Origin of the sequence: Mesorhizobium sp. CO1-1-11 (assembly GCF_020164995.1) — a bacterium.
GTDB lineage: Bacteria > Pseudomonadota > Alphaproteobacteria > Rhizobiales > Rhizobiaceae > Mesorhizobium > Mesorhizobium australicum.
In genome coordinates, this window is sequence record NZ_JAIUHE010000029.1 from 13,045 (window position 1) to 36,110 (window position 23,066).

General features: G+C 61.8%; 21 protein-coding genes. 11 read left to right on the plus strand and 10 right to left on the minus strand.

Annotated features, from left to right (window positions below):
* Nucleotides 1-317: 317 nt before the first annotated feature.
* Nucleotides 318-1,790, minus strand: coding sequence for a protein adenylyltransferase SelO (locus LB554_RS26640; RefSeq protein WP_224587778.1), 1,473 nt, complete (start codon nt 1,788-1,790; stop codon nt 318-320).
* Between the two features lie 744 nt (nt 1,791-2,534).
* Between LB554_RS26640 and LB554_RS26645 the strand changes: the two genes are divergently transcribed.
* The gene (locus LB554_RS26645) at nt 2,535-3,065 is read left to right on the plus strand and encodes a hypothetical protein (RefSeq protein WP_224587780.1); all 531 of its coding nucleotides are present in this window, start codon (nt 2,535-2,537) and stop codon (nt 3,063-3,065) included.
* Nucleotides 3,066-3,118: 53 nt separating this feature from the next.
* Here the strand turns inward: LB554_RS26645 and LB554_RS26650 are convergent, their stop codons facing one another.
* From LB554_RS26650 to LB554_RS26660, 3 genes are read right to left on the minus strand one after another with little or no spacing between them, the layout of a single operon-like run.
* Nucleotides 3,119-3,775, minus strand: a complete 657-nt coding sequence (locus LB554_RS26650) for a hypothetical protein (protein WP_224587782.1) — start codon at nt 3,773-3,775, stop codon at nt 3,119-3,121.
* 5 nt (nt 3,776-3,780) lie between these two features.
* Nucleotides 3,781-4,092 carry a HigA family addiction module antitoxin gene (locus LB554_RS26655; RefSeq protein ID WP_140663673.1) on the minus strand — a complete coding sequence of 104 codons (312 nt, stop codon included), beginning with the start codon at nt 4,090-4,092 and terminating at the stop codon, nt 3,781-3,783.
* A complete protein-coding gene (locus LB554_RS26660; RefSeq protein WP_140663671.1) occupies nt 4,092-4,370 on the minus strand; it encodes a type II toxin-antitoxin system RelE/ParE family toxin in 279 nt (92 codons plus the stop codon). The genes LB554_RS26655 and LB554_RS26660 overlap by 1 nt, the downstream gene beginning before the upstream one ends.
* A gap of 156 nt (nt 4,371-4,526) precedes the next feature.
* Here LB554_RS26660 and LB554_RS29670 point away from each other — a divergent pair, with 156 nt between their 5' ends.
* The 10 genes from LB554_RS29670 to LB554_RS26705 all read left to right on the plus strand — a co-directional run bounded on the left by LB554_RS29670 (nt 4,527) and on the right by LB554_RS26705 (nt 14,132).
* Nucleotides 4,527-4,847 (plus strand): NUDIX domain-containing protein, encoded by a 321-nt coding sequence (locus tag LB554_RS29670; protein ID WP_224587784.1) that lies wholly within the window; start codon nt 4,527-4,529, stop codon nt 4,845-4,847.
* Nucleotides 4,848-4,851: 4 nt separating this feature from the next.
* Nucleotides 4,852-6,396, plus strand: coding sequence for a DUF2213 domain-containing protein (locus LB554_RS26670; protein WP_224587786.1), 1,545 nt, complete (start codon nt 4,852-4,854; stop codon nt 6,394-6,396).
* Nucleotides 6,397-6,469: 73 nt separating this feature from the next.
* Nucleotides 6,470-6,598: a hypothetical protein gene (locus tag LB554_RS29510; protein ID WP_263486034.1), complete on the plus strand. Its 129-nt coding sequence runs from the start codon at nt 6,470-6,472 to the stop codon at nt 6,596-6,598.
* A 35-nt stretch (nt 6,599-6,633) separates the two neighbouring features.
* On the plus strand, nt 6,634-7,410 hold the full coding sequence (locus LB554_RS26675) for a hypothetical protein (RefSeq protein ID WP_224587788.1): 777 nt from the start codon (nt 6,634-6,636) through the stop codon (nt 7,408-7,410).
* A gap of 63 nt (nt 7,411-7,473) precedes the next feature.
* Nucleotides 7,474-7,989, plus strand: a complete 516-nt coding sequence (locus LB554_RS26680) for a hypothetical protein (RefSeq protein WP_224587790.1) — start codon at nt 7,474-7,476, stop codon at nt 7,987-7,989.
* 20 nt (nt 7,990-8,009) lie between these two features.
* Nucleotides 8,010-8,468: a hypothetical protein gene (locus LB554_RS26685; RefSeq protein ID WP_224587791.1), complete on the plus strand. Its 459-nt coding sequence runs from the start codon at nt 8,010-8,012 to the stop codon at nt 8,466-8,468.
* A 571-nt stretch (nt 8,469-9,039) separates the two neighbouring features.
* Entirely contained in the window at nt 9,040-9,414 is a 375-nt protein-coding gene (locus tag LB554_RS26690; RefSeq protein WP_224587792.1) for a hypothetical protein, read from the plus strand.
* Complete coding sequence (locus tag LB554_RS26695; protein WP_224587793.1) at nt 9,411-11,507, plus strand: pyrroloquinoline quinone-dependent dehydrogenase; 2,097 nt, start codon at nt 9,411-9,413, stop codon at nt 11,505-11,507. Before LB554_RS26690 ends, LB554_RS26695 begins: the two co-directional genes overlap by 4 nt.
* 89 nt (nt 11,508-11,596) lie before the next feature.
* A complete protein-coding gene (locus LB554_RS26700) occupies nt 11,597-12,817 on the plus strand; it encodes a cation:proton antiporter (RefSeq protein WP_224587794.1) in 1,221 nt (406 codons plus the stop codon).
* 718 nt (nt 12,818-13,535) lie between these two features.
* Nucleotides 13,536-14,132 carry a response regulator gene (locus LB554_RS26705; RefSeq protein ID WP_224587795.1) on the plus strand — a complete coding sequence of 199 codons (597 nt, stop codon included), beginning with the start codon at nt 13,536-13,538 and terminating at the stop codon, nt 14,130-14,132.
* Here LB554_RS26705 and LB554_RS26710 read toward each other — a convergent pair.
* The 6 genes from LB554_RS26710 to LB554_RS26735 form a co-directional block, all read right to left on the minus strand.
* Entirely contained in the window at nt 14,122-14,892 is a 771-nt protein-coding gene (locus LB554_RS26710; protein WP_224587796.1) for a DUF3383 domain-containing protein, read from the minus strand. The two genes, LB554_RS26705 and LB554_RS26710, sit on opposite strands and share 11 nt — an antisense overlap.
* Before the next feature lie 173 nt (nt 14,893-15,065).
* Nucleotides 15,066-16,856 carry an ABC transporter ATP-binding protein gene (locus LB554_RS26715; protein ID WP_224587797.1) on the minus strand — a complete coding sequence of 597 codons (1,791 nt, stop codon included), beginning with the start codon at nt 16,854-16,856 and terminating at the stop codon, nt 15,066-15,068.
* Nucleotides 16,828-18,081, minus strand: a complete 1,254-nt coding sequence (locus LB554_RS26720) for a beta-glucosidase (protein ID WP_318013222.1) — start codon at nt 18,079-18,081, stop codon at nt 16,828-16,830. Before LB554_RS26720 ends, LB554_RS26715 begins: the two co-directional genes overlap by 29 nt.
* On the minus strand, nt 18,041-20,230 hold the full coding sequence (locus LB554_RS26725; RefSeq protein ID WP_224587798.1) for a sugar nucleotide-binding protein: 2,190 nt from the start codon (nt 20,228-20,230) through the stop codon (nt 18,041-18,043). Before LB554_RS26725 ends, LB554_RS26720 begins: the two co-directional genes overlap by 41 nt.
* A gap of 15 nt (nt 20,231-20,245) precedes the next feature.
* Nucleotides 20,246-21,406, minus strand: coding sequence for a UDP-galactopyranose mutase (gene glf, locus LB554_RS26730; RefSeq protein ID WP_140663645.1), 1,161 nt, complete (start codon nt 21,404-21,406; stop codon nt 20,246-20,248).
* On the minus strand, nt 21,399-22,592 hold the full coding sequence (locus tag LB554_RS26735) for a glycosyltransferase family 1 protein (RefSeq protein ID WP_224587799.1): 1,194 nt from the start codon (nt 22,590-22,592) through the stop codon (nt 21,399-21,401). Before LB554_RS26735 ends, glf begins: the two co-directional genes overlap by 8 nt.
* Nucleotides 22,593-23,066 lie beyond the last annotated feature (474 nt).

Genomic DNA, 23,066 nt, shown 5'->3' on the forward strand with positions numbered 1-23,066 from the left:
GAATGCTATCCGGTACCCGATCGGGAGGATCGGCCTTTTCCATGGCCTGCGGCTAATTGCCGAAAGATTGAAAGACCTAAATCTCCTTCATCACCCTCGCTGCCCGCACGAGCGATGACCAGTCAGCGCCCATGGCTGCGACAAGGTCACGAGCATCTTCGTCCGATATTCCGGTGTGGTCTACTAGCTTCCGTGCCAGCAATTCGAATGCTAATTCTATAATTGTCATAGGTCGCATCCTTCCGAGAGTAGCCAGCACGCTAGCATGCGAAAAGCGCTTCCGCATTTGCACATGTTAGATAGCCATCATGGATGTCTCACGTACCGCAGAATGTCTGTAGGACGCGTTCATCCGGGCGTGGCGGGTCAGCATAGCCTTCCATTTCCGGCTGCTCATCGAAGGGATGGCTCACGACCCTCAGAATCTCATCGAAGGGTGTGAAGTCGCCGCCCAGCGCCGCCTGTATCATCGCCTCAATGCGATGGTTGCGAGGGATGAATTTGGGATTGACGGCATGCATGGCCGCCCGGCGCGTGGCTGTATCGGCTGTTTCACTGGCGATCCGCTCGCGCCACCGCACCGACCAGGCGTCGAATGCGGCTGGATCCCTAAACAGCTGCCGCGCCGTGCCCTGACCTTCCGAGGCGTCGAGATCGTCGCCTAGGCGTCGAAAGCTGAGCGTAAAGTCGGCTTCGCCGCGAGCCAGCACATCGAGGAAATCAGCCGCGAGCTGCAGGTCCGTCTCCGCCTCGGTCAGCAATCCGAGTTTTCTGCGGAACCCGCGCTGCAACATGGCCTCATAGGAGGGCTGAAACGACCTCAGCACCTCTTCGGCTTCTGCGACGGCTTCATTCTCATCCGTGCTCATGAGCGGCAGCAGCGTCTCGGCAAGGCGCGCAAGGTTCCATGTGGCGATGCGAGGCTGGTTGGCATAGGCATAGCGGCCGACGCGGTCGATCGAGCTGAACACCGAGCCGGGGTCATAGGCGTCCATGAAGGCGCATGGGCCATAGTCGATGGTCTCGCCCGAGATCGCCATGTTGTCGGTGTTCATGACGCCGTGGATGAAGCCGATCAGCATCCAGCGCGCCACCAGATCCGCTTGTGCTGTGACCACGGCGTCCAGCAAAGCGCGGTACCGCCGTGCTTGCCCTAACAAGTGCGGGAAATGACGCTCAATGGCATAGTCAGCGAGGATCTTGAGCCCCTCGGTGTCGTGGCGCGCGGCGAAATATTGGAAGGTGCCGATCCGGATATGGCTTGCCGCCACTCGTGTCAGCACGGCGCCGGGCAGCCGGACCTCGCGATGGACGGGGTCGCCGGTGAGCACCGCCGCCAAGGTTCGCGTCGTCGGGATGCCTAGCGCCGCCATCGCTTCGCTGACCACATACTCACGTAGGACAGGACCCAGTGCGGCGCGCCCGTCACCGTTGCGCGAGAACCGCGTCGGCCCCGATCCCTTCAGCTGTATGTCGCGGCGGATGCCGTTGACGTCCACCACTTCGCCAAGCAGGAGGGCGCGACCGTCGCCGAGCTGAGGCACGAAATTTCCGAACTGGTGGCCCGCATAGGCCAAGGCGACTGGCTGCAGGCCTTCCGGAAATCTGCTGCCGGCAAGCATCTCCACTCCGTCCGGGCTGGTGAACTGGTCGGCGTCGAGCCCTAGTTCCTCGGCGAGGGGTCGGTTGAAGCGGATCAGCCGAGGTTCGGACACCGGCTGCGGACCTGTTTGCGCGAAGAAGCGCTCGGGCAATTGTGCATAGCTGTTGCGCAGGGCGGGAAGCTGCATCTGGGTGCCTCGGGATTGTTCAGCAGTGGCAGGCAAGGTCACGGCGAGCTGGCTCTCAAGTGAAGGGGCCGGTCGGCCCCGTTCGGGGGGCATTCGTTGATATAGGGACGCAACGTCGCTGGTGCCATCGGATCCTCGGCTCGGCACCGGATAAGAGTTGGAATCAGACCCGGCCCTTAACAACCCGAGGCGAGGCCTGGGACCAGCATGCTGCCCCAACACGGTCGCAGCAACCCGAACATCCCGCCGAGCAGCTGAGAGCCAATGTTTCAAAGTCCAGGCCACCGTCCAATGATCGCATTCTCAACGCATTGTCGTACCGCGCCTCGAGCGGTCCCGGTCGGCGCGATCGGTTGCCGAAGGCACGTGAGATGGTGGTGGTAAACGAACTCGGGCGCATCGGTTTGAGGTACCGGTCTGCGAGATCACGGTTTGAGTTCCAACCTCTTCGAAATGCTCAAAGCACAGGCGCCCGACGATCACGAGATCGCCGAGACGCTGAGGGATCGCGATGTCCAGCCTGCAAAGCCGACGGACCGCAAAGCGCAACGAAAAGGTGCTTCGCCCCGTCCGACCCAACGCCGGGATTGAAGCCGCCTACAGGGGCAAGGTGACCGCGCTGATCGAGGCCATGAGCCAGAGCGTGATCTACTGGCTGAAAGCCTCCTACCGGGCCAATACGCCCCGTATGGCGCGGACGAGACGCCGGCGGATGCGCTGCGCCGATCGATCCGCAAACTCGCTGTGCAGTGGACCAAGCGCTTCGACGTGGCTTCGTTGCAGCTGGGCGACTATTTCGCGCTCTCGGTGGAAAAGCGATCGAGCCAGGCGCTCCGCAAGATCCTTCGCGATGGCGGCATCTCGGTCGAATTCAAGATGACGGCAGCGATGCGCGACGTTGTCGACGCGACGGTCCACGCCAACGTGTCGCTGATCAAGTCGGTCCCGTCGCAGTGTTTCGACCAGGTCGAAGGCGCGCTCATGCGGTCGGTGCAGACCGGCCGCGATCTTGCCGGCCTAGTGGCTGAGCTGGAGCGCTACTCGGGCATTACGAAGCGGCGCGCGGCCTTCATCGCGGTCGACCAGAACAACAAGGCGACGGCGGCCTTCAATACCGCACGCCAGTTGGAACTCGGCATCGACGAAGCCGAATGGCACCACAGCGGCGGCGGGAAAGAACCTCGCCCCACGCACGTTGCGGCTGGCCGTAAAAAGGTCCGCTATTTCGACTGGCTGGTACGACCCAGCGGTCAAACGCTTCATCCGACCAGGTGAGGAGCCGGGTTGCCGCTGTGTCGGGAAGCCAGTCATCAAGGGGTTTTCGTGACCTACAAAAAGGTCTGCCCAAGTTCCGCAAGGTCGTCAGCGATCATTTTAAGGTGTGCGCGAATGTCTTCCATCACCGTGACGACGGCAGAGCGCCGGTCAAGCATCAGCTCGACATCTTCGAAAGCGCCCACAGCATCAAGCGCGTCCAGCGGATGTTCGATCTCGTCCGATAACTGTTCGAGGGTGTCGTAGTGCACCGCTGTCACCGGGTCGAAGAGCGGCCTGGCCTCGGTGATGAGGACAGAGTTCAACTTGCCTCGGATGTCTACTTTCCAATCTCGAGCCCGCTGAACGAGTCTCGCATTGGACGCCATCACCGTTTCCGGTCCAGCGTCAGCGAGAAGCTCATCAACTTCGGCCAAGTACGTCATGTCGAAGAAGTCGCCGGCCAGATAAGCTGCACGGGCGGCACTCGCTCGGTCTGCCCGCAGCGTTAACCGTTGAGTGTCGTTGTGGCGGCGTTCCTGCTCACGGTCCAGATTCATAGCCGCACGCACAGACCACGCCGCAGCAGCAATGGCCAGAACGCCGGTCACGAGTGTTTCCCATTGAATTCGCTGGTTCACCATCGCCGGCGCCAGCAACGCACCGAGACAGAACCCGCCTGTCCCTGCCGCTAGAAAAATTGCCAGACGGTCCAACCGATCGGTTGCCATGCGCCTCACGCCGCGGTCAGCGTCGGGATCGCCTCGATCTCGGCGCTGAGCGCCCTCTCGGCCTGTTCCAGATCATAGTTGCGCTGGAGGTTGAGCCAGAGCACCGGACCGTTGCCAACCAGCTTGCCGAGGCGCAACGCCATGGGGACCGTGACGGGCTGCTTTTCGTCCAGGATGTCGTAGAGCGTGCGCCGGGAAATGCCGAGCAGCTTGGCGATCTCGGTCTTCGACTTGTCGAGCGCCGGGATGACGTCCTCGCGCAGAAGCTCTCCGGGATGCATCGCGGGCAGGCCGCGCTTGATGGGTGCCGTGTTCATCAGTGGTAATCCTCTAGTTCGACCTCGATAACGTCTTCGCCGTCAAAACCGAAGGTGATGCGCCAATTTCCGTTCACTCGAACAGAATAGCGCCCCTTCTGATCGCCCGAAAGGCCGTGGAAGCGATAGCCGGGAAGGTCCATGTCTTCCGGCTTTGAGGCTGCTTCCAAGGCCCGAAGGATGCGGGCGACACGCTTGTCGTCTTGCACGCTGAGACCGCGCGGACTGCCGGTCTCGAAGAAGCGTTGCAGGGCTTTGTTTCGGAAAGACTTGAGCATGTTTGTAAGGTAACGCCTTACACATTCCAAGTCAACAAGTTTGTGAGGCGCGGCCTTACATTACAGGAAATTGATCTGATGTCCACGCTCGGCATTCCGAAGCCTATCGGCGATGAGTTCGTCGGCAAGGACAGTGCCGGCTAAGCCGCCTCGCTGATGTTGGTCGCGCCCGATGGCGATGTCCTGGTGCTGCGCCGCTCGTCGACCGACACCAACTGGCCCGGCCACTGGTGCTGGCCCGGCGGCAAGTCTGAGGAAGGCGAAACGCCGCTCCAGACGGCCACGCGCGAGACGGGAGAGGAAGCGACAGGGCCTGAGATGTTCCTGGAGGCCGGCCCCGCGAAACTGCTGGACGTGCGCCCTACGCCACAGGCTGGCTGCACTACACGTATGCGCAGCCGGTGGTCGAGAAGTTCCAGCCCAGGCTGTCAGCGGAGCACTCCGGATATGCCTGGGCCCTCTGGGCTCGCTGCCTGAGCCGGTGCATCCGGGCCTGCGCGACATGCTGGGCGAGCGTCTTGGCATCGCCGCAGACATGGCTCCCGAGGCGTGGGATCAGCTGCGCTCCAACTTCGTGAAATGGACGAAGGACGAGGGCATCGCAGCCGCCGATTGCCCGCTTTGCGGTGGCACCGGTGAACTCGCCGGTCCTGGGATCGTCTGCGACGAATGCGAGGGTACCGGCGTTGCGCGGCCGAAGCAGGCCAACGACGCACTGGCGATGGATCGCAACAGCGTGCGCGTGTTCGACCAGGACGGTCATCTGCGCGTCGAGATGACGCCGATCTCCAAGGCCAACGTTTGCCCCTATTGCGGCCGCGAGATCCCGGATTTCGAAGCGCTGGGGCTGGATCCCGAGCGGGTCTACCGCCTCTATCGCAATGCGGAGGAGCTGGCCAAGGCCGCCCCGTCCTTCGTCGGCAAGCCGCTCTTGCTCAAGCACATTCCGGTCAGCGCCAAGGAACACCGGCGCGAAGCCGTTGTCGGGGCTCTGGGCGATGCCGTCGAGTTCCATGCGCCGTACCTCATGGCGCCGCTCAGCATCTGGGATGGCGCTGCAATCGCGCTGATCGAATCGGATCGGCAGAAAGAACTATCGAGCAGCTATCGCTACCGGGCCGACATGACGCCCGGCACGCTGGCTGGAGAATCCTACGACGGCGTGATGCGGGACATTTCCGCCAATCACGTCGCCTTGGTTGAGGAAGGCCGCGCCGGGCCTGATGTACTGGTCGGCGACAGCAAACAGGAGATCAACACGATGAAGAAAACAGCTCTGCTGTCGCGCATGGCGTCCGTCGCCCACGGCGCGATCCTAGCCCACGTCATGCCCAAGCTGGCCGCCGATCAGAAGATCGATCTGCGCCCGGTTCTGGCCGACATCACCGCCAAGAACTTCAAGGCCAAACGTCCCGCCATCATCGAGGCGGTCGGCAAGGCGACCAAGGGCAACCTGGCCGCTGACGCCAAGCTCGACGATATCGAGGCGCTCCTGGTCGCGCTCGACGGGGTCGAGGTGAAGGAAGCCAACGACGAAGAGGACGAGGACGATGAAGAGGCCAAGAAGAAAAAGGCCGAAGACGACGCCGTCGAGGAAGAGGACAAAAAGAAGAAAGCCGCCGAAGACGCGGAGAAGGACGATGACGACGATGACAAGGTCGACAAGAAGGCCATGGACACGGCGATCGCCGCTGCGGTTTCGGCTGCTGTCGATCGCGCCAAGCGCGAGGCACGCGAAGAGTCCGCCCAGGTTCGCGCTGCGGAAGAGGCCGTGCGCCCTTACATCGGGAAGCTCGCCATGGCTCACGACAGCGCCGATGCCGTCTATTGCACCGCGCTCACGTCGCTAGGCGTCAATGTCGACGGAGTTCATCCCTCGGCACTGCCGGCCATCCTTAAGGCCCAGCCTCTGCCTGGCGCCGGCCAGGCGCAGCAGCCCGCCCGTGTCGCCATGGACGCTGCAGGCGTCAGCTTGTTCCACGAGATGTTCCCGGCAGCCAAGCCCCACATTGTCAAGTCGCTCTAAGCGAGCGGCCTAAATGCTAGAAACCCCCTTCGAGCCGGCCAACATGCCGGCTGCTTTATGAGGAGAACCGCCCATGTCTGGCTTTCAGACGCAGGTCGCCTACAATCCCGCCCCCGCCGTTGAGGGCGATTTCGCTTCCAGCAACCCCCGCAGCACGATCCTGGCCGCCGCTGGCGCGCCGTCGGCCGCTTTGCCTGGCTGAACTATGCCCAGCTCGACAGCGACAATGCGCCGGCCGTGGTCAACACCTTTGGTACCGGGCCCGTTGCCGGCTGCGTGCACCGCGAGCAGCAGGGCCTGATCGAGGTCTACCTGCAGGAATCGACCATGCCGGTTCCGGCCGGCTTCCCCATCACCGTCTTCAACGAAGGCGACTTCTGGGTGAAGAACTCCGGCGCCACCCCGGCACTGTACAGCCAGAAGGTCTATGCCAACTATGCCGATGGCAGGTCTACGGCCGCTCCGACCGGCACGCCGAATGGCGCAACCACCTCGGCCGGCTCGATCGCCGCCGCAACCAGCGGCTTTGTCGCTTCGATCGTCGGCAACGTGCTAACTGTCTCCGCTCTCAACTCCGGCACGATCTACTCAGGCACCACCATCTCCGGTACCGACGTGGCGAACGGCACCAAGATCGTGCAGCAGCTCACCAGCGCCGAAATCGACGGCTCACTGGGCAAGACCGGCACCTATGCGGTGTCGATCCCTGACCAGAATGTCGACCCGGGCACCGTGATTGCCGGCACCTATGGCGTGTTCACGGCTGGCGGCAACGTCGTTGGCGTCTTCGGCAACGGCGACGCGCTCACTGGCGCCGGCATCACCGCCGTCACCACGCTCACCCAGCAGCTCACCGGCCCTACCGGCGGAGTCGGAACATATGCCGTGGACGTCAACACCGTCGTCAATGCTGCGGCTCACACCGCAGCCACCAACGTCGAGACCAAGTGGACCGTGCGTTCATTTGCCCAACCGGGCGAGCTGATGAAAATCACTTCCTGGCCGCAGGGCTAAACCCTTTCCCATCAACCTCGAACCAATGCGCCGTGAAGCGGCGGTCTGTTGAGGAGAACCACAATGCAATTCCATGACTATAATCAGGCCGCCGCGACGTGGACGCAGCATCGCCCCATGTTCGAGCAGGCCGGCATCTATCTTCCCGAAGCACGAGCCTACATCGTCGAGGCTTTCCGCACCAACCATGTTGCGATGGATGCGCAGCCCTCCCTGGCGACGGCGTCGAATGCCGGCATTCCGGCATTCCTGACCACGCTGGTCGACCCAGAGGTCTACCGCATCCTCTTTGCCCCCACTAAGGCCGCCGAGATCTTCGGCGAAACCCGGAAGGGCACCTGGATCGACCAGACGGCGATGTTCCCCGTCATCGAGCAGACTGGTGAAGTGTCGAGCTACGGCGATTACAACGACAACGGCCGAGCCGGCGCGAACATGAACTGGCCGCAGCGCCAGTCCTATCTCTTCCAGACGATCTCCGAATACGGCGAGCTGGAAATTGAGCGTGCCGGTCTTGGCCGCGTCAATTGGGTCGGCGAGGTCGACGCCGCCGGCGTGACGGTGCTCACCGCTTTCTGAACACCACCTACTTTAAGGGCGTGCAGGGCCTGCAGAACTTCGGCCTTCTCGATGATCCGAACCTCGCCGCGCCGATTACCCCGTCCCCGAAAGCTTATGGGGGCGTGAAGTGGATCAACAATGGCCAGATCGTCGCGACTGCGAACGAAATCTATGCCGACCTCCAGTCGCTCTGGCTCCAGCTCGTCACCCAGACCGCCGGCCTGGTTGACCAGAACACCAAGATGACACTGGCCATGTCGCCGGAATCTCAGCTCGCGATGACCGCGACGAACTCGTTCAACGTCAATGTCGAGGATTTGCTCAAGAAGAATTTTCCGAGCCTTCGCGTCGTTTCAGCGGTGCAATATAGGGGGCAAACCGCTATCAACCCGGGCGGCATCGCCCTTAGACGCCAACCATCTGGGAAATGCCCATGGGCTGTCGAATTATGGCACCCCAGGTGGCCTGCCAACCCGACGGCATGGCTCGGTCGTTGAACTGCGCAAACTCGAGCACGGCTCGATGGCGAGATCGGAGCGCACGGCAAGCGCCAGCCGCCGGCGTACGTGAGCGGCCGCTGGTCATCTTCTTCTTCCACGAAGACAGCGCGCGCACGATCGGGTGAGCGCGGAGCTTTTCGTTGAAGGCGCTGCCGGCAATGAAGTACAGTTCATTGCGGATGGGATCGATGGCCAGCAGACGGGTTATTGCGCAGCCTTGGGGTGAATTGCGCGCCACATTGTTCGTTGCCGCTTTGGGATGAATTCCGCGCCACATTGCTCCCCTATACTCCCGGCCTCGTGAGGTGCGAAAGCCGCCCAGTGCTGAAGCGTATGCACATATCTGGGTGGTATGATGCCCGCGAAGTTGAGGCCGGAAAGGCAATCCAGACCGGAGAATGTCAAAAACCGCATTTCCCTGGCGCGTCCGCCGCTCACGCGATGGTGAAGCGGAGGTTCGAACATACCGGCTGAGCTCGGGTTAGCGACGTGCTTCGTATCGCAAGACGCCCCCCCGCGGACGGTCGCTTAAGAAACCGGTCGCTTAAGAAACGTCGCAGGAACGTTCATGAAAACACAACTACTGCCGAACACTAGTCATCGTGGCCCGCTCGTCGTCATCACAGCGGCGGTACTGGCATTCGCAATCGCGTTCTATTACTTCGCCACCCCGCTGACTGGGGTAACCGGAACCCCCGGAGCCATGCTCGTGCTCGTCGCCAGCCTGGCTCTTGCGCTGGATGGGCTTGTACTGCGATTCAGAAGAGGTGGTGTCGTTTTCACCCTAGCGTGGGTCTTGGGCCTTCTAGGAGCACTCGGCACATTGATTGCGGCCATCTTTCTCCACGCTTGGTGGCTCGTGGCGGCCGTTTCCGTTGTGCTGGCTGGGCTGTTGATCACCCTGGGTTTCCGTCAGACCAACATTCAGGATACGTCCCGATGAGAACTGCCGTCTTCCGCTCGAGCCTGGCATTTGCCGTCTTTCTGTTGCTGGGGCTTGGCATTCATTCCGTCTCTGCCCAGAATGACAATACTTCACCCGCGTCACAACCGGGCGGCATACCGGATGCCGGCAGTCAGCCGAAGGACAGCAGCGGGAGCGCCAGCCCTTCGGCCGGGGAAGCAGGCTCGCCGGAGGAGGCGGCAACAGCCCCGCTCCCTGAGCCCAAGCCAATCCCGCTGATCCCGCCACAGCCGACCTGGAACAGCTTTCACGGCCAGCTCAATGGCCAGAAGTACTCTCCGCTTACACAGATTACCGCAGAGAACGTCGGTTCGCTCCGCAAAGTATGGGAGTTGCATACTGGCGATATGTCAGACGGATCGGGCGCATTGCCACCGTCGGTCTGGTCCGCAACCCCCATTTTCGCCAATGACACCCTTTATATCGGGACCCCCTTCTATGGGGTGCTTGCGCTCGACCCGGGCACAGGGGCGATCAAATGGAAATTCGAGTCCAAATCCACTCTCAAGGCCTTGACGCAGCCGGCCCTGAAAAACCGTGGCGTTGCTTACTGGCAGAGCAAGAATGCCGTGGCGGGAGAGGGCTGTCAGAAGATTGTCTATCTAGGCACCATGGATGCGCACCTCTTTGCGCTCGATGCCGATACCGGACAGCTCTGCAAGAAATTTGGCTCGGGTGGCGTATTGGATGTGAACCAGTGGAACGACATCAACGCCAAGTACCCGTTTTCCCTATTGCAGCCGCCCACCGTTGCCGGCGACCACGTCATCCTCGGCTGGGCTGGAAAGGATTGGGCCTATGCCGAGGCTCCCCCCGGCACGGTTTTCTCGCTGGATCCTCAGACGGGCGCGCGACAGTGGTCGTTCTCGTCGCTGCCGGCGCAGATCGCAAAACGTACTGGGACCGCCAACGTCTGGACCGCAATGTCCGTGGACGAAGGGCTCGGGCTTGTTTACCTTCCGGTCTCCAGCCCATCGCCGAACTACTGGGGCGGCAATCGTGCCGACCCGATACCGCTTGCGACGTCCACCACCGCACTAGATCTTGAAACCGGCAAGGTCGTCTGGTCACGACAGTGGGTCCATCACGACATCTGGGATTACGACATCAACTCGGCGCCTACGCTTATGGACATCACCGTGGCGGGCAAACAAATTCCTGCCCTCATGCAGGCGACGAAGATGGGCTTTCTGTTCGTCGTCGACCGGCGCACCGGAAAAGACGTCTGGCCGATCGATGAACGCCCTGTACCGGGCGGCGACGGCAGCGTCCAAGGGGAAGTCTACGCTCCCACGCAGCCGTTCCCCACCAAACCCGCACCGCTGCTGGACCAGTCCAAAAAGCCACCCATCTGGCGAATAGCTGATGTCGTCGGCCTGGGCGAGTGCTCCCGCTTATGGGACAACCTCTCCTATCGTGGCATGTACAGCCCGCCGACACACAAGGGCGAGGGCGTGCTGGCCTACCCGGATTCGGCGGGCGGAGTGCAATGGGGCGGGGTCGGTTTCGATCCAAGCACCCAAACGGCGGTGGTCAACTTCTCGCATGTCGTCCAATCCATCAAGCTCTATCCGCGCGATGAATACCAACGGCTCGCCGGCGATTCCGGCAATGAGCAGGGCTACTATCCGCAAGAGGGCGCACCCTACGGCATGTCGCTGCACAACGCTCTCAACTGGCTTGGCATGCCGTGCTGGGCACCCCCCTTCGGAGAAATTGCCGCCATCGACATGACCACCGGCGACGTCAAATGGCGTCGGCCGATGGGAGCATCGCAGAAGTGGGGCTTCTATATGCCTGAATCCCTCGGCTCGGTGACGATCGGTGGCCCCGCCGTGACGGCGGGTGGTTTGATATTCATCGGGGGTTCGATGGACGCCAAGGTGCGCGCCTATTCTCTCGCGAACGGACAGGAACTGTGGTCCGACATCGTCCAGGCGCCCGCGGTGGCCAATCCTGCGGTGTACGAGTACCGCGGCCGCGAGTACGTGGTGTTCGTGGCCGGCGGGAACACCATTCTGAAGGACCAGGTCGGCGATCAGGTTGCCGCTTATGCCCTTCCCGGGCCGTGATGTTTAACGCCACCACCGGTGAGGTTGGTCGGCGGTCCAGTACGACGTCAGAGCGCTACTTGTGTGATCGGACCTTATCTGAGGCCGCTATGAATGATCTTCCAATCCTCACACTGGGGATGATCTTGCTCACCGCTTCTTTGGTGGCGACGATATCCAGACGGCTGGAACTTCCCTACAGTGTCGGGCTCGTTGCGGCGGGTATCGCCCTTGGCTTCATGCCCGGTGTTGCCGAACTCCCCCTCAGCCGGGATCTGATTTTCACCGTGTTTTTGCCGCCGCTGATTTTCCAGGCGGCACTTGCGATCGAATGGCGTCATTTTCGACTGGACCTCCCGGTCACGGTTCTGCTCGCTTTTCCTGGGGTCGCGATCGCCGCCGCAGTGGTCGCGGCTGGCATGCATTTGCTGCTCGGATGGACTTGGATCGGATCGGGGCTGTTCGGCGTGCTGATAGCAGCGACGGATCCGGTGTCGGTCATCGCGGCCTTCAAGGAAATGAAGGTTCAGCCCCGCCTCGCTCTTCTTGTTGAATCGGAAAGTCTGCTCAACGACGGCGCAGCCGCAGTTGGCTTCGGCATCTTGGCCGGAATCGCGGCAGGCGCCGAGGCTACGCCCCTTAGCGTTGCTGGATCGCTGTTGTGGACTATCGCGGGTGGGATTGCCTCAGGAACAGGGGTGTCAGCCTTGCTCCTTCTGATCGCCGGTCGGACCGAAGATCATCTTGTTGAAATAACCCTGACGACGATTGCGGCCTATGGTTCGTTTCTGCTTGCGGAGGATCTTGGCATGTCGGGCGTGCTGGCTACTCTCACCGCAGGCTTGATTGTGGGCAACGTAGGGTGGAAAGGCGCGATTTCCGCCAACGCCAGAAGTCACGTTCTGGCGTTCTGGGAGTACGCGGCCTTTCTGGCGAATTCGATCGTGTTCATATTGATCGGTGGCCATGAAGCCCATCAGCCACTTGGGATATTTTCAGGCACCTCGGCGGTCGCCATCATGCTCGTGCTGGTTGGCAGGACATTGGCTATCTATCCTTTCTGTGCCCTCCTTGCTGCGACGTCCCTGAAGGTGGATGCCAGCTACCAGCATGTTTTGGTTTGGGGCGGGCTGCGCGGTGCCCTTGCTCTGGCCCTAGCGCTGGCCCTTCCTGAAAACGTCGCCGAGCGCAGTCAAATAGTCGTTGCCGCGTTCGCAGTCGTTGCCTTTTCCATCTTTGTCCAAGGGTTGACCATTCCGTGGGTTATCAGACGCTTGGGGCTGACCGCCGAAAGCGCGGCTTCGGCTACACGCGACCGCAGCGGCGGGTAAAGAAGCCGGTAGCCTTCTCGGGTTTCGACTGCTCAGGCGCTGTGATGTCAGCAGTGCTGGAAAGACGATGCAACTTGGACAGCACCGGGCGGCGGGCGCATGCCTGTCCACCAGACCGCGATGCACAATTTTGCGAACCCAGCGCACGTCGAGCGAAGAAGGCTGAGCGGGTGCGAGCGCAAGAATGCGAGGCGAACTACGCTCAACATCTCATCCGCACGGTGACGGTCGTGCTCTCGGCCGCGCACCGTGGCAAGCGATTCCGGAAGGTCGCGGATCAAATGGCATTGCCGAACTCCACAGGGAGCGCATCCAACATCAGTCTGAGCCCGAACCCGTGGTCAAACCTGGAGGAACAGGAGGCCCGCCGCGCTCTCAATGCAGTTCAAGTCCGTCTGACGTGGTTTCCTCAGTATGCTGACCGTGCGTTGCGCTCGGAAAAGCGCCAAATTTGTTGCATTCGGCCCAAATGGAACGAGACAGCGGGTAAGACGTTAAAAGTTATTCCCGTGGTGGTTCAAATGACAAAACGCTCCGCTGGTCTGAAGCGCCTGTCAACAAGGGCGCGGGAAGCGACTCGATCAATCGAATGTCTAGCCAGGGCCCGTCCCAGTTCGCATGCTGGTGCTTGCGAAACAATTGCAGGCGGCGCTGGATGACAGAGAGTGGGAACTAGCTTCTCTGCACCCTGAACTCCCGTCGAAGAAAGGATGAGGACGTGCGCGAATTGCGCGGGCTGCACATTCTGATTGTCGAGGACGAATGGTCGATGGCGGGAGAGCTTGCGGAGTTTTTCAGCAATATGGGCGCCATTGTTCTCGGACCTGCGCCGAGCGTCGAGCAGGCGTCTGAACATACCGATCAAGCCGAAGCCGCAATCCTGGACGTCAATCTCAACGGTCGACACGTGTTCCCGATTGCGGACAAGTTGATGCGCCGAGGAATCCCGTTCGTCTTCTTCAGTGGCGACGACGACATCCCTATTCCCGAACATCTTCGCCACGCCAGCAATTTGCGGAAATCATCAGGCAGCAAGGCCGTGCTACACGCACTTTTCCCCGCACAACTGTCTGAACACGCGGACACCTCCGTGCCCCCTCCGCCAGACGACGTCTTCACACTGTTGCCCAAACTGCGCCTCGCAGCGCGTCTGTTGCTGGGAGACGTAAACGCATCTGACCGGCTGGTCGAGCGGACGCTTGAGCAAGCCATCCGAGACGTCGACTGTAGGCAACTCGGTCAGTCCACGGAGAACTGGCTCAACGAGATCATGCGAGAGCTGGCGAACACCCATGGCGCAAATCTCATGCATTGAATCTGTCCTCCGAGCCCAAGCCAGGGGCCGGAGGACGATTCTGGGTGAGGGTGATGATGCCGTTCATGAAGGCGGCGGGGGTCGTTGCATCGGCGCCCTGCGAGAGCACCGCGCCCGTCGCCTGGGTCAGGAAGAGATCGTCCGAAATCGTGCCGGTCGCAAAAGCCGTGCTCGACGGCTCGCCGGCTATGCCGGAGGTGATGACGAAGCCGCCAGCCACGGACTCGAAGGAGACACCGAGCGGCGTCGCGGAACCGGTGACCGTGCCGCTCGCCACCGTCTGCGTCAGGTTGACGAAATAGGTGCCGGCAAGGCCCCGACCGCTGCCGAGCTGCGTGATGCGCGTGCCTGCGCTCACGCCGGCACCGCCAAGGGTCTGGCCAACCGACAGGGTACCGGAAGCGATCGCAGTGACCGTGAGCGTGCCATAGGTCGCCGAGATCGCCTCGCTGGCGACGATCTGTGCGATCGAGACCGCATACTCGCCAATGCCGCCCGGCGTGCCCGACAGCTGATTGGTGATCGCCGTCCCCGCCGCGACACCGGCTCCGGACAGGACAGCACCGGCCACAAGCGTACCCGAGGTGACGCCGGTAACGGTCATGACGTTGCCGGCGATCGACGCGACCACAGCGGCCGTTGTCGGCGCGATCGCACCAGTCACCGACGCGACCGAGGCCAGCGTGGCGTTGAGGTCAGCCTGGAGCACCGCAGCCGCAGCCGAGAAGCTTGTGGCGCCGGAGAGGTGACCGGCCCGCAACTAGCGGCATTCCAAACTTCGTCTGGCCTGCCAGCAGGAGGCCTGTGATGGTGATCATTCCCTTGCAGGCGGTGCCGGTGTTCTGATTTCGTGAAGGGGTTAGCGATGCGGGGTTGCCTCACAATCGAATGCTATAGGGTCTTCTGCATGCTTTGAATTCGCCTAAAAGCCTTTCATTCAGCCGCGTCGAGGGTGAGGCCTTCGGCCTGCAGCCTCCACATGCGGGCAAATAGGCCGCCCTGAGCTCTGAGCTCCGCCGCGTCTCCATCCTCGACAACGCGCCCTCCATTCATCACCAGAATGCGGTCGAAGCTGGAGAGCGTCGAAAGGCGATGCGCGACGGCGATCACGGTGCGATCGCGGAACATCTTGACCAAGGATGCCTGTATCACCAGTTCGGACTCTGTATCCAGGGCAGACGTGGCCTCGTCGAGAACGATCACCGGAGCGGCTTTCAGGAACGCCCGGGCAATGCCGATCCTTTGCCGCTGCCCACCGGAGAGCTTTATCCCCCGTTCACCCACCAGAGTGTCATAGCCCTCGGGCAGCCTTGAAATGAAGGCTTCGCAGTGAGCGGCCCGGGCAGCGGCGTGGACTTCTTCATCGCTAGCCTCAGGGCGGGCGAACCGGATGTTCTCCATGACGGTCCGGTGAAACAGCAGAATCTCCTGCGGCACAACAGCCAACGCTTCGCGAAGGCTATCCTGCGTGACCGACGCGATCGGCTGACCGTCAACAAGGATCTGGCCGCCCTGAACGTCGTAGAGCCGTTGAAGCAGGTGGACGAACGTCGACTTGCCCGCTCCGGAGGGACCGACGATCCCGACCTTTTGACCCGGAGGGATGGACAGGTCAAGATTGTGGATCGCCTCGACATCGGTGCCGTAGGTGAAGGAGACCTGCCGGAACTCGATAGCCCCGCCACGCGGACGAATGGCCGGCGCCTGCGGCCGGTCGACGACAGTTTGCGGCTGGCCGATGATGCGCAGCGTGTCCTCGATGAAGCCGAAATGCTGGACCATGTCAACGAGCGACAACGCCATATCGCGAGACCCGTGAAGGATGCGGAACGTCAAAGCGCTGACCAGGACCACGTCGCCGGGCGTGATTTCCCCCCGGCTCCATTGCCGGACCGCCCAGGCGAGCATGCCGCCGGCCATGACCCAAAGTGCAATGTCGTGGATGAGGCGCGCTTTTTCCGTGTACATCCAGCTGTCGCGCTGGGCATCGGCTTCGGCTCGAAAGCTCGCTGCCAGCCTTGCGTGCTCGCGTGACCGGGCTGAGAACGCCTTGATAGACCACATGTTGGTGATGACATCGATCAGGCTTCCACCGACTTCGTTCGCATAAGATGCATATGTGCGGTGCAGGTGCTTTCCACGTTCCCCGAAGGCAAGCAGGCCGCCCATGATAACGACGACCGCGGACGCCAGGGCCACCGCCATCCGCCAGTCGACGACCGTGAACACGATGACGGTGCCGATGAAGTCGACAGCCGGCGGCGCGACCCGCCAGATGACGATGTTAGTCAGGGCGCCGAAATTGCCCGCGGTCGCGGTAACCCGCTGGCCAAGGGAACCCGCCAGGTTCTCGGCGAAGTACTTCATCGGCTGACCGTTCAGGAAGTCGAACAGATCGAGCCGCATCTGAACGCCGATCGCGAGGGTCGCTTTGCAGCCGAGCCAGCCGCAGAGACGCCAGAGGATGCTCTCCACCGCGATGAGGCTGATGAAAATGGCGAGCGCTGTCTGCGCGGCTGAGCCTTCGCGTGGGCCCGCCATCGCGTCGACGAGCACCTTCATCACGTACTGGATGGCGACAGCGCAGGACGCGGCCGATATCACCAGCACGGCGAGGATGATGAATTGCGGCAGCTGCCTGCGCACATAATGCCTTATGAAGGCAGCGGACCCCTCCAGGAACGGAGGCAGCGGGCTACTTGCCTGTGGCTTCAGATACCGCATAGGTCCCTCCGGCATATGGCCCTGACGTGAGTTCGCGCTGAAGCGCCAGCAGTTTTCGGCTCTGCTCGGCCAATTCATCCTCCATGCGCTTGCAAACTGGACGCCTGCCGTGCTCCCCCATCGGGCCGAGCAGGCCGACATCGCACATCCGTCCATTGTCCCATCCGGGGTAGTCGATGATTGGATAGAGGCAGATTCCTTCTATCTGGACGCCCCGCTGCATGGCCTCGAGGACTTCGGCCACGACATAGTGAACCCACGATGGCCTGGCCGTGCGCTCGGCGCCCGTTTCGGACATCGAGAGGGGTCGATTGTAGCGTTGTGCGACTTCAACGAGCATGTCGGCCAGAGGCTTGTAGGCGTGATGTCCGAACGGGATCGTCGGGCCGTGCAGGAGCCATTGATTGTCGGGATAGAAGTTCAAGCCGACGATATCGAGGTATTCGGGCCGGCCGCCCAGCTCCGGTTCCTGAAGCCCGGCAAGCATGTCGAGCGCTTCGAACTGACAGAGCCTGTAACCCTCCGCCTCGAGCTGATGCTCGACATCGTGAGGATAGCCGACAACATTGATCAGCGGTTCCGCGGTGATGAAGCGGGCCCGGGAATCGATTCGTCGGATCGCGTCTATAGCAGCGATGGCGGCTCTTACCAGGATGCGCTTCAATTGGCCTCCAAGGCCGTTAGCGCATGGGTTGATCCGGCCGGTATCGCCACCCGCCCATGACCAGTACGAAATCTCGTTCACCGGACAGAAGTACGGGACCGAGCCGATCTCGGCGTGGATGACCAGGGCAGCGGCTTCCGCGAAGCGGGCGAAGCGCTTGACGAATTCCGGTGAGAAGATGTCGATATGGTCGGGCCATCCGTAGTGGCAGAGATCCCAAACGACCTGTGTCCCTGTGGCGTCGGCGGCGCGCAGCATCGGCAGAAAGCTCGACCAGTCGTAGTTGCCGGGCTCTTTCTCGATGAGGTGCCAGCGCAGCCCGTCGCGCACGGTGCGGATTCCCCGTCGCTGGAGTTCGCGATAGTCGGTCTCGGACGCTTCGTCATGGCTGGTGGCGCGAAGCAGATCGAGGCGGACGCCATCGGCCCGGCGATGGCTCGAGCACTCGAATCCACCAAGGAAAAAGCTGTTAAACGCTGTCGGTTCTCTCATCTCGGCCTCTAGGACTTCAGTCGCTTTCTCAGCTGCCGAGGGCAGCCGAGGTCTTGTTCCAGCGAACATCACACTCCCGGAGGAAGCGTCCCATGCCGCTTGCCAGGGAGGGCATGAGTTGACCCCGTTCGCTTGCCAGGGCGGCAGGGGCGAGAACCCCGCGGCCATGATCGCCCAGCACCAGGCGCGCATCGAGACCGGCCGACTGGGCGACCTCTCTTGCCCAATCGGACCAACTGACCGCGCCGTCATTGGCGAGGTGCCATATTCCCGTCTCGCCATCGATCAATAGGTCGAGCGCGGCGTGAGCCAGGTCCGGCAGGTAAGTGGGGGAGCACACTGCGTCCGCCGGCAAGCGGAGCGAACGGTCGGCTGCGATTTCATCCAGCAGTTGCGAAAGCACGTCTGCGGTGTTCCAGGGTCCGAAGACGGCGCTCGTGCGGATGACCAGCGCGGCGGGATGATGCTTCATCACCATCGTTTCGGCTGCCGCGTTGAGATTGCGTATGCCCGATGCCGGGGTGATGGGGCTGCTCTCGACCAAACGGTCGGTGAGCGTCTTGCCGACCAGCGCATCCGACGTCACGGTCATCAACGCCACACCGGCGGCGGCACAGACCGACGCCAGCACCGCGCCATCTGCCGGCCCGTTGCCCGTCCCAATCGAGCCGACAGGACCCGCTTCGGCCCGTTGCGGAGTGGCGGCGTGGACGAAGGCCCAAGGCCGATACTTGAGCAGCAGGCGGCGCATGGAATGAGGCTCGGTGATGTCCAACTGATTGGCGGGAAAAGCAATGAATTCCAGCCCCCGGTGGGCAGCGATCCGGCAAAAGGCGTTACCCAGCGCCGCATCCTTGCAGAGGATGAGCACCTTGCGCACGTCTCCGCCCCCGCTGCGTTCGGCGGTGGTTTCGAAAGGTGGGCTGAAGAACCGCGTGTCCCGGCGCCACCAGCCGGGGCTGTCGAGAACCGGATGCTTCAGGCCGGCGCCGCCGGCCATTTCCCCTACCGCACTTCCCAGGGCGGTCATGCGCGGCGATGGACTGCGGACGTCGAAGGCTCCCGCCTCATAGGCTCCATCTTTGCGCAGCAGCAGGCTGTTCCAGTCGACGCATCCGAACAGGGCCCAGACGGTGACGGCGGCAATGTTCTTGCCTTCGCCAGCGAGCCGATTGGCAGCGCTCCAGACTTCGTTCAGCCAGCGAAGCTGTTCGTCGCGGCTGCAGCCATGGTGAACTTCGGTTACGGCGACCGGCCGGTCATAACGCGCACAGACCTCGCGCAGGCGGGGTTCCGGCCCGTCCGATCCAAGCGGAAGATGCATCCGCACGGCCTCAAGGTCGGCATAGTGATGCCGGCCATTGCCGCCGACCGAGGCTCCAGCTGGGAGCTTGGAGCAGCGGTGGTCAAGGAAACGCTCGCTGGTCGGATAGTAGTTGACCCCCACAATATCGGGAGGGCAGGGCTCGTCGACGAAGGCCTGGAGCTCCTGCTCTGGTATCCCATGATCGATTAGGCGGGAGAACCATGGATGGCTGCGCTCGACACGGCCAAACAGCAGGTCGAACGTCAGCCAGCGGCGTTCGTTCTCATAATCCGCCTGGTAACCAAGCAATGGCGTGCTGAACGTCTTGCCGAGATCCTCGGTCTGGACGAGAGCCGCGTGCGGCGTCACCTCGCGGATCGCCCGCATGGCAAGCGCCACACCGCGGCACTGGTTGATCAGCGCTCGTGCGAAATCTGGCAAGTGCCGGCGGTGGGGATACCAATGTCCATACAAAGCGCTGAAACGGGCTGTGGTCAGCGGCTCGTTCACGGGGGTGAAGCGGCGGATCTCGGGGTAGCGTTCGGCGACGCGCCGGGCATGCCGAGCCAGGAGCTCGGGAAAAGCCGGATCGAGCAAATTGGTGTAGCGGGGGCCGCTGCCATGGTGTAGCAGTCCGGCGATGACCTCGATGCCTAGCTCTTTCAGCCGCGGCATCCGTTCGTCATGCCAGGTGAAATCGGCGGTTTCGATATTGTCCGGCGAGATCGATTCCCACAGCAGCGGGTACCGGAGCGTTCGTATGCCAAGCTGCCGGATGCGGTCCAGATCGTCCAGCCTGCCGGCATGTCCCGTCTCCGATAATTCGTCACGCCATCGGTTCCTCAACCGAATGATGCTGCACTCGACGCCTCCCCAGATCTCCGGCGTGGCCTGCATGGTCTCGGTCCGCATCGTCGCCGCCAATCATTAAATCGCTTGCAGAATGCCGCTCATCTTGGACACCGCGGTCTCAAGAGGGGCGCGGTTGTCACTGGGAACCGAGGCTTCGATTCTCCGGTAGGTGGCGAGGGCCTGACCGACGACCTGGTCCATATTGTAGTAGCGGTAGGTAGCCAGCCTGCCGACGAACCAGACGTCTTCCGTGGTACGCGCCAGGGCCTCGTACCTCCGATAGCGATCGGCGTTCTCCGCCGTCGGTACGGGGTAATAGGGGTCGCCGTCCGCCGTCGGGTATTCAAAGGTCAAACTGGTCCAGGGATGCTGCTGGCCCGTTAGGTGCTTGTACTCAGTGACGCGCGTGTAGTCGTGCTCCATCGGGTAGTTCACGACGGCCACCGGCTGGTGCCATTCCTTTTGCAGCGTCTTGTGCTCGAAGCGCAGCGAGCGATAGGGCAGCCGGCCGTAGCAGTAGCCGAAATACTCGTCGACCGGTCCCGTGAAGATCAGCCGCTTGTAGGCGAACTCTTCGCGCATCTGCGAATAGTCGGTCTTGAGCATGACCTGGATGTTCGGGTGATGAAGCATGCGCTCGAACATGCGAGTATAGCCGGCGGCAGGCATGTACTGAAGCTTGTCAGTGAAATAGCGGTCGTCGCGATTGGTCCGGGTCGGCACGCGCGCGGTCACCGATTTGTCCAGTTCCGAGGGGTCGACGCCCCATTGCTTGCGGGTATAACCGCGGAAGAATTTCTCGTAGAGCTCACGCCCGACACGACTCACCACCACGTCTTCGGACGATCTGATTTCCTCGACCGGCTCGGCGCGCGCGGCGAACCACTCCTCGAGCTGCTCCGGCGTCAGATCCAGCCCGTACAGTGTGTTGATCGTTTCGAGATTGATCGGGACCGGCACCAGCTTCTTGTCGACTTCGGCCAGAACCCTGTGCTCATACGGACGCCATTCGGTGAACTGCGAAAGATGATCGAAGACCTGCTCGGAGTTGGTGTGGAAGATGTGTGGTCCATATTTATGGATCAGCAGGCCGGCCTCATCGTAGCAGTCATAGGCATTGCCGCCGACATGCGGACGCCGGTCGACCACGAGGACCCGGTCTCCCCGCTGGGAGGCGAGGCGCTCGGCGAGCACACTCCCGGCAAAGCCGGCGCCGACAACCAGCCAATCAAACATAGCTGCTCTCCGACGAATGTATCGCTTGGGGACCGGACGTGCGCCACTCTCGCGTCTCCGTGATAAGCGAACGCATTTCCTGCCAGGTCGACCTCCAGGACATGCCGGACAGGTGTCGATCCACCTTTCGCAGCCACTCGTCCTTCGGGCGAGCCAGCAGATGTTCGGCACGCTCTATGAATTTCTCCGCAGTATCCGCGATTTCGACCAGGCCCAGCTGTCCGTACGGCCGCACAACATCCCGGACCGAGGTCGAAATCACCGGTACGCCGGCGGCGAGGAATTCCGGGGTCTTGGTCGGGCTGATGAATTGGGTCGATTCGTTCCTGGCGAACGGCATGATGCCGACGTCCCACCCGGACAGATAATGAGGAAGCTGCTTGTAATCCCTGCCGCCCAGCCAGTGAACGTTCGGCCGGCGGGGAAGGTCTGCCGGGTCGATCTTGACCACCGGGCCGATCATCACGAACTGCCAGTCCGGCCGCAAGGCTGCCATGCGATCCACCAGGTCCAGATCCATGCGCTCGTCGATCACGCCGAAGAAACCAAGCCTGGGGCCGGGGATCCTGTCCTGATCGAGAGACGGCGCACCGGCAAGGCGGGCCTTGCCGAAATGAGCCTTGTCGATGCTGCTTGGAAATGGGTGGATGTTGCGATGACGATGCTGCTTGGCCTCATAAAGGCTCTGGCCACCGGTGAAGACGACATCGGCGCGCCTGAGAAGTTCACGCTCCAGCGCCATCATCCGGGGCGGCGCCCCGCGGAAGCTCGAAAGCTCATCCATGTTGTCGTAGACGCAAAGCTCAGCGGAAATGTGCCGGCTGAGAGGCAGGGCCATGGGCGTATAGTACCACAGCAGTGCCGGCGTTGCTTCGAGGCTTTCCACCAAGCCGTCAACCAGCTTGCGTTGCGCACGCGTGATCTGCGGTCCGTTGAGATGTCTGGGAATGTGCGGCACGACCACCGTCACCCCGTCAGTGCTCGTGTAGCTTTTCTGGTACGCAGTGGTTTCTTCCGTAAAAATCGGCTCTTCGAAGAAAAATACATCGTAGCATCGACTTGCCTGGGTTAGAATGTGCTGCGGTCTTTGAAAAACGAAGTTCCATCTAAGGTGAGAGAAGCACAATAAGCTTCTGCGGATTTGTGGCAGCCTGTGATTGTTTTTACGCTGAAGATCGATATCCATCTTGGTCCTTAGAAATATTATGAGAGGCGTTCAGTGTCAGCCAAACCTCGCCGTCGCGCGGATGTTCCGCACGATGGTTTAAATGATGCTGGTAGTGATGTTGAATTATGGTTTGCGGCCGGCATACCGCGCCGGCAGCTCTACCTCTTGAGGTGCCCGAGGTGGTACTCACAGAGCGGCCCCGGCCGAACCTCCCATGCAGCCGTTCGCCCTATAGCCTCGCCTTGTGTTCAGGCGAGGCATCGAGCCGTAAACGTCCAGCGCCCATGAAACATGTTCGCTCAGTCGACCGCCAGGCCATCCTTCTTTGCTGCCGATAAGAGCCGCTTGGAAGAAGTCGTGTGTCCTTGGTCATCATGCGAGCGAATGCCTTCACTCGTGATGTCTGCGATTCCGCAGCGCCAATTCACTCGAGCGGATTTCAAACATTTTTGAACTCGCAGCTGCTTTGACAAATATCTGTGCGGATGTCAT